The sequence below is a fragment of the Zarconia navalis LEGE 11467 genome, assembly GCF_015207075.1.
GTDB lineage: Bacteria > Cyanobacteriota > Cyanobacteriia > Cyanobacteriales > Geitlerinemataceae > Zarconia > Zarconia navalis.
This window is the reverse complement of the sequence record NZ_JADEXN010000259.1, coordinates 1-7,284: the sequence shown is the minus strand read 5'-3', so window position 1 is coordinate 7,284 and position 7,284 is coordinate 1. Positions and strand designations below refer to the sequence as shown.

The window sequence follows — 7,284 nt, the reverse complement described above, 5'->3', positions numbered from 1 at the left end:
TACCAGTGCGATTGCCATTGTTGCGATTGCCATTGTTGCGATTGCCATTGTGATGACCGTTGCTGTGGATATTCAGCGTGCGAGCGCGGAACGTCCGTTCCGTTGCTTCCGGCTGCTGCAAGTACCCCAACGCGACACTGGGGCCCGACACCCAGATTTCGCCAATTTCTCCGGATTTGCACGGTTGTAAGGTCTTTGGATCGACGATAGCGATCTGCTGGTCTGACAAACTTCTCCCGCAACTGACGACTGCTCTGGCATTTTTCTCCTCGGCATCCACTCGCACGACGCGATGCTTGGCTAAGGCATTCGCGTCAATGGTTTCCACGATCGGTAATTTGTTTTTGGCGGCCCCACTCACAAATAAAGTCGCTTCGGCTAGACCGTAACAGGGGTAAAATGCTTCCCGACGGAAACCGCAAGGTGCAAACGCCGCCGCAAATCGATCGAGTACTTTTTGGCTGATGGGTTCGGCTCCATTAAAAGCGACATCCCAACAACTCAAGTCAAGATCTTCGATCTGCTCCGGTGAAATCTTGCGAGCGCACAGGTCGTAGGCAAAGTTGGGACCGCCGCTACTGGTGGCTCGGTAGTGAGAGATCGCTTGCAACCAACGCACGGGTCTCTGCAAAAATATCAGTGGTGACATCAACGTTGCGGGGAATCCACCGTAAAGCGGTTGTAGCACGCCACCGATCAGACCCATATCGTGGTACATCGGCAACCAACTGACAACGCTGCTATCGGCTGAATGCTCGAACGCTTGGTAGATCCCCCTTGAGTTGTGCAGCAGGTTTTGGTGGGTAATCGCCACACCTTTTGGAGCGGCGGTGGAACCCGACGTGTATTGGAGAAAGGCAAGGGTCTGACGGTCAATGTCGGGTTCGCTCCAGTCGTCGGCTGCGGCTAGATCGAGGCGATCGGTCACCAGCCACTTCAAGACCTTCAGTTCTGGCGCGAGATCGAATTGTTTTTCTAGGGTGGACAAGACGGTGCTGGTGGTCAGTGCGACCACAGCGTTGGCATCTGCCAAAATTGATTGGATGCGAGTCAAGGAGCGATTGGGTCTGGGGGGATAGGCGGGAACGGCAACAACCCCGGCGTAGAGACATCCAAAAAATGCCGCAATGTATTCAAGTCCGGGAGGGTATAGGAGGACCGCTTTTTCACCGACGAGATCGGCGGATTGAAGAATGGCTGCGATCGCACGCGCACACCGATCTAACTCTTGGTAGGTGAGGCTGAGTGTCTGGGTTTCTCCATCGACCAAAAAGGTGTAAGCGGTTCGATCGCTTTGATGGACGGCCCGATAACGAAGAAGCTCAACCAAAGTGGTGGCAAGGGAAGAATGTTCCAAACGATCCATTCAAGGTCTACTTTATTTTTTTTACTCTAACTAAATTATCTCCGATCTAACGATCTGTCTAGAAAAGTTGTGACTCGTACAAATGACTGAAAGGGTTCGATTCCGTCATTTGTACGAGTATACCAACCGTTCAATTACTAGAGCAGAGCGAGCATACAGCAACAAATAGAATGGTCGGGGATGAAGGAAAACGCGACTTTCCGAACCCGCTCCTCGTCTTCGTCAAACTCAAATATTTATTAATATCGAACTGCTGTAACCCGAACGGTCGATTGTTGGAAAAATCGACCGTTCGGGTCTTGAAAACTATTAGCTATTCCATCTTTATCATTTTCTTCATTTGCTGTGTCAACTTACAGCAAGTCGACCCGATCGTTGCAGAAGGTTGTAGGGTTTAAAACGAACTTATGGATTTCTCATTCGAGTCTTGGAAATTGTTATTTTATTCAATAGGTCGATATCTTCAAGCTTTATTGATAAATGTACTGAAAGTAAAAATAAAAGCCCTAAAGTTGAACTCTACCACATCCGGAGAAACAACGTAAACTCCGAGTTCTAATGACTCCATTCTCAGTAAAGAAGGTTCGGTCGGCTCGTTCTTAAGAGTTGTGTCTCCATTGAGAGAGATGCCATACTCAGTATCTAAATCGTCATGGGAGAATCGATATAAACCATGGGTTCGGGCATTGAAAACGTCAGATTGTAAGCGGAGAGTTTTGTCGCAATATCTTGATTAGCTAGCTCGACAAGTCGCTTGCGCAGATTCAAAGAGTCTTCTCCCGAACTGGTGAGAAAAAAGTTGACACTCGCTCGAGTTTTCTGGGAATTTTGAAGCTGAGAAAAGCGAATTCTGGTATTGGCTTTATCGATTCCCCAAAATTTGTCCGTGCTTTCTATAACGACTCGTCGGACAAAAGCTCGTTCGCTTTCTTCTAAAAGACGAGAAAAATTGAGATCGAACATGGCGATCGCTTTTTTTCCTCGGCTAATATTTTCGATATGTTTTCCGGCCATAATTGAATTCGGCACGATGACGATTGTATTGCGACCAGCGGTGCGAATTTTCGTCGATCGCAAGCCAATCGATTCGACGCGACCGTACACGTCTTCTTTATAGGGATTAAAGTTTACCTGAATATATTCTCCCGGTCGATAAGGACGATCTAAAAAGAGTTCGAGGGTTCCAATTAATCGACCGAGTGCTTGCTGTGCGGCAAAAGCAACCGCGACTCCCCCAATGCCAATACTGGCAGATATAGCCACTAGATTCAAACGCAAGCCGCGAGCAAAGATGACGATCGCAAACAAAATAATAATAATGTTAGTTAAAGTTTCAAAGGCTAAAGCTACTTCGTTAACTTCTCCACCTAACCTCTGAACGAGTTCGATCGCGTACTGGCGAATAACACGCTTTGCCACTCGTGAAGATAGCCAAACAATGCTAGTTGCGAGTGCTAAGTAAATAAAAAAACCTAAAACTTGATAAAGTCTTTCATATTTCCATAAAATATTCAAAGATAGAGAAATAAAGAAGAGAGTCCCGACGGTAACGATCGAACTTCTAAAGGGTTTAATAAATTCTCGATAAATGCGAGTTGTATCGATCTCTATCAATCGCCTTGCGAGCCGAAGAATAAACCAGAAGGCAAACGGTAAGCCTTTTCCGAGTATAGGAGAAATAAGAAGCGAGCCGACTAGAAAAACCCCAAATCTGGCGATAAATTCTAAAAGAAATTGTTGAATCGCGTCATTTAAGAATAGTGATTCTTCGGCGAATTCTGGCATAACTATTTTGGTTAAATTTTCCTTATATATTCATCGGCTGAGTAATATCAATTGTCGTTTCATCAAAGCTGAATTTTATATCGTGCTTGTTTAAATCTTCCATAATTCTTTCTTTGGCAATTTCAAGCAGATTTTTCCGAAGATCCATCGAGCTTTCTGCAGCACCCAAAATATAGAATATTAATTTTGCTTTAACATACTTTTGCCCCGATGCATCGACAACCGACTCAAACTTAACTTGAGTGAAGCGTCGATCGATTCCCAAAATGTCTCTGGTACTTTCAAAAATAACTTGCTCGATTAAGGCTTCTTCTTCCTCGGAAATATCTCGAAGCAAAATCAGATTGGCAATCGAAATCATCCGGCGCGAACGAGTCATATTTTCAATACTTGTTTGGGCTAGAAGGCTATTAGGAACGATAACTAGCGTGTTTTTTCCCGACAGGCGAATTTTAGTCGATCGCCAGCCGATCGATTCGACTCGACCCAAAGTACTATCGGGGAGGTGGATGTAGTCATCGATCGAGAAAGGACGATCGATGTATAGGACGATACTCCACAATATCTGTTCCAATACCTTCTGAGAGGCAAAGGCAATTGCCACGCCACCGATTCCCAAGCTGGCAAGTAAGCCAAATAAGTTAATTTGATGAGCTTGGGCAAAGATAAAAACGATCGTCAGGACGATAACTGCATTGGAAATAAACTTAGCTAAAACTAATAGTTCGCTATTAATTTTTTCACCATTTTCTAGCGCGGCTTCGAGTAGCTGAGAGTCGTAGAGTCGATCGAACAGATTAAACCCTAAAAAGCTCATATTAATCGCGACGATCGTGCCCAATGGAACTTCAAAAAACGCAATCGAACTTCTTTGAGAGTTGACCAGTAAAATTGCGTCAAATACGATCGCCACGAGAGACCAAACGATCCAAGCTTGGTAAGGGGCAAAGATTTCCTCATAGATATTTCTTGCCTGACCTACAAAAAAATGATGCGTCAGCGAACGAAGTAATTGAGGCAGCTTGACAGAAGAAAGACCCACTATCAGGATGAAGAAGAAAAAAATAATCGTACCCAAAAGTAAGATCGCACTGACTTTGAGGGTGTCGGGTAAGTTCATCGGAGTTTCGACTCTCCCTAAAAAGTAATTTTGAATTGAGATAAACAGAGTTTGGAGCGGTCGTTTTTACTGTTGTAGAAATTTGCAGACCCACAGGATCGTAAAAGTCAAGATAATCCAAATGAATGGCGGCCACCATCTAGCGATTTGACACCCACGACGAACTTCTCGTTCGAAATGCGGTTTTTCCATTCGATATAAACTGATGACAATAAATCCATCAAATAGAAAAACTAACGGTTCTTGACGATTTCCATGAAGAGTGGCGTTCCAAAGGCTTAAGAATAAACCCATTCCAGAAATTAAAACAAAGAGTCTGCCTTGCCTTTTTTTTCCTCGACGAGACAGATTGACCCCATATAAAAGGCAGCCTGAAAATAGGTTAACGATGAAACTGTAAGCAGCTAATACTGTGGGACTGTAAAGTGGCTGCACGGGAGAAATGCGATCGAGCGTCCCATTTTTGGGGGATTCTACCCACAAGCTATATCCCAACAGATTAATGTGCTTACTCATGACATTTGCCGCTTTGCACTTGGACTTCATTGTACTCGGCAACTATGAGTTCGCGCTTCTGCGAGCTTGGGTCGATCGACGGTACTATCAAAAGAGGAATATCCCCGAGCGTATGATAAACATTCGTGCGACCGGACACATCTTGGATTGGGAGAACGAGCGTGACGATCGCTGTAGAAAATCTGATAACACCCGATATTATGCAGCCTGCTCGGTATCTGGGCAACGAACTCGGGGTGACTGGCAAACCCTGGGAGAGTGCCACCGTGCGCTGGGTGCTGACCTATCCGGAAGTGTACGAAGTGGGTTTCTCCAATTTGGGGCATATCATCCTGTACAACATTATCAACGCCGGGCCCCGACAACTGTGCGATCGCGCTTATCTTCCCGCACCGGATTTCGCTCGAAAATTGCGCGAGACCCGAACACCACTTTTTGCCGTCGAGTCTCGCCGTCCCCTGACCGATTTCGATATCCTTGGCTTTAGTCTCAGCTACGAACTCGGGGCGACTAATATTCTAGAAATGCTGGATTTAGCGGGGATTCCTCTAACCTGGCAAGAACGATCGACTTCCGACGAGTACCCTTTAATTTTTGCAGGAGGACAAACCGCCACCTCCAATCCCGAACCCTACGCCGACTTTTTCGACTTTATCGCCCTTGGAGATGGGGAAGAACTGCTACCTGAAATTGGGCTGGTCATTGCCCAGGGCAAAGCTAGCGGGTTGAGTCGGGAAGAATTGCTACTGGATTTGGCACAAGTTCCGGGCGTTTACGTGCCTCGATTCTACGACATGGCCGAAGATGGGTCGGTGCATCCCAATCGTGCCGATGTTCCAAAGCGGGTTTTGCGGCGCGTCGCCACGCCCATGCCCGCTTATTCGGTCGGACCCGTACCTCACGTCCAAACCGTTCACGATCGCCTGACGGTGGAAATTCGCCGGGGTTGCACTCGGGGCTGTCGGTTCTGTCAGCCGGGAATGCTAACTCGTCCGGCGCGGGATGTGGAACCCGAAAAAGTGGTTGAGGCGATCGAATCTGGGATGCGGAAAACGGGATACAATGAGTTCTCTTTGCTGAGCTTGAGTTGTTCGGATTATCTGGCCTTACCTGCGGTGGGCATGGAAATTAAGAATCGACTCAAGGATGAAAATATTTCCCTGTCTCTGCCCAGTCAGCGGGTCGATCGCTTTGACGATAATATTGCCGATATCTTGGGAGGGAACCGCCAACCGAGTTTGACCTTTGCCCCGGAAGCGGGAACCCAGCGGCTGCGGGATATCGTTAATAAGGGACTCACCAACGAAGAACTGTTGCGGGGGGTGAAAACGGCCTACGATCGGGGTTGGAATAAGGTCAAACTCTACTTCATGATCGGACTGCCCGGAGAAACCGATGTCGATGTGGTGGGGATTGCCGAAACCGTGCGCTGGCTGCAACAAGAATGCTACGCCAAAGGTCGCAAGCGTCTGAGCGTCACCCTGACAATTTCTAACTTTACCCCCAAACCCCATACCCCTTTTCAATGGCACTCGGTTTCCACCTCCGAGTTCGAGCGCAAACAGGAATTGCTGCGATCGGAATTTCGCCGGATGCGGGGGGTAAAAGCTAATTTTACCGACGTACGCATCTCCGCTATGGAAGATTTCGTCGGACGGGGAGATCGTCGCCTCGCCCCGGTGGTGAAGCGGGCATGGCAGCTGGGTGCGGGGATGGACTCGTGGTGGGAAAGTCTCGATCGCGCATTTGGGGCCTGGACCCAAGCGATCGACGAATCGGGTTTGACCTGGAAATACCGACAGGTGGAAAGTGGAGAGTGGAACGTGATGACTGTATCGACCGTTGAAGCGTCGCATCCTCTATCTTTTGACAAGCCACTTCCCTGGGACCATATCAATACCGGTATTGACAAGCAATGGCTCGTCGATGACTTACAGCGAGCAATGGAAGCGGCAACCGTCCCGGATTGCTCCTTCGATGGTTGCTCCCATTGCGGGGTTTGCACGCCCGATTTCGGCCATAACGTGGTGGTTCCCCCCGCGCCGATTCCGGAGTTTCAAGGGCATTTTACCCCCAAACCCGAGCGGGTACAGCGATTGCGGGTGCGGCTCGGCAAGCTCGGAGAAATGGCAATGGTGGGTCATCTAGACTTAGCCAAATTGTTCGATCGGGCCGTTCGACGGGCGGCGATTCCCATTGCATTTACCGGCGGATTTCATCCAGGACCGCGAATTTCGCCAGCAAACGCCCTATCCCTGGGGGCCACGAGTACGGGAGAAATCGTCGAATTCGACCTCGTTCGACGAATGGACGTGGGAGAATTTGAGGAAAAATTGGCCGCGCAACTCCCGGCTGGGATTCCCATTTATCGGGTAGAGGATATTGCGATGGGTACCCCCGCTGCGACGCAACTCCTACAAAAAGCCCAGTATCGACTGACGTTGGGCTGGGGCGACACATCCGATGCACCCTCGAAAGAGGAAATCCGCATTTGGAT

At 48.2% G+C, this 7,284-nt stretch carries 5 protein-coding genes; 1 reads left to right on the top strand and 4 read right to left on the bottom strand.

Features of this window, described 5'->3' with window-relative positions; all coding sequences use genetic code 11:
- The 4 genes from IQ235_RS14005 to IQ235_RS13990 all read right to left on the bottom strand — a co-directional run.
- Window positions 1-1,366: fatty acyl-AMP ligase (locus tag IQ235_RS14005; RefSeq protein WP_264322070.1), on the bottom strand; the 1,366-nt coding region annotated here is incomplete at its 3' end.
- 642 nt (window positions 1,367-2,008) lie between these two features.
- Window positions 2,009-3,151: a mechanosensitive ion channel family protein gene (locus tag IQ235_RS14000; RefSeq protein ID WP_264322069.1), complete on the bottom strand. Its 1,143-nt coding sequence runs from the start codon at window positions 3,149-3,151 to the stop codon at window positions 2,009-2,011.
- Between the two features lie 22 nt (window positions 3,152-3,173).
- Complete coding sequence (locus IQ235_RS13995; protein WP_264322068.1) at window positions 3,174-4,271, bottom strand: mechanosensitive ion channel family protein; 1,098 nt, start codon at window positions 4,269-4,271, stop codon at window positions 3,174-3,176.
- 66 nt (window positions 4,272-4,337) lie between these two features.
- Entirely contained in the window at window positions 4,338-4,787 is a 450-nt protein-coding gene (locus IQ235_RS13990) for a hypothetical protein (RefSeq protein ID WP_264322067.1), read from the bottom strand.
- 200 nt (window positions 4,788-4,987) lie between these two features.
- On the opposite strand from IQ235_RS13990, the gene IQ235_RS13985 reads away from it, so the two are divergent.
- The coding region (locus tag IQ235_RS13985) for a TIGR03960 family B12-binding radical SAM protein (protein WP_405196679.1) at window positions 4,988-7,284 on the top strand (2,297 nt) is incomplete at its 3' end.

Excerpts from the sequence above, each read along its gene's own strand:
- IQ235_RS14000 (WP_264322069.1), bottom strand. The coding sequence starts at position 3,151 with ATGCCAGAATTCGCCGAAGAATCACTATTCTTAAATGACGCGATTCAA.
- IQ235_RS13995 (WP_264322068.1), bottom strand. The coding sequence starts at position 4,271 with ATGAACTTACCCGACACCCTCAAAGTCAGTGCGATCTTACTTTTGGGT.
- IQ235_RS13990 (WP_264322067.1), bottom strand. The coding sequence starts at position 4,787 with ATGAGTAAGCACATTAATCTGTTGGGATATAGCTTGTGGGTAGAATCC.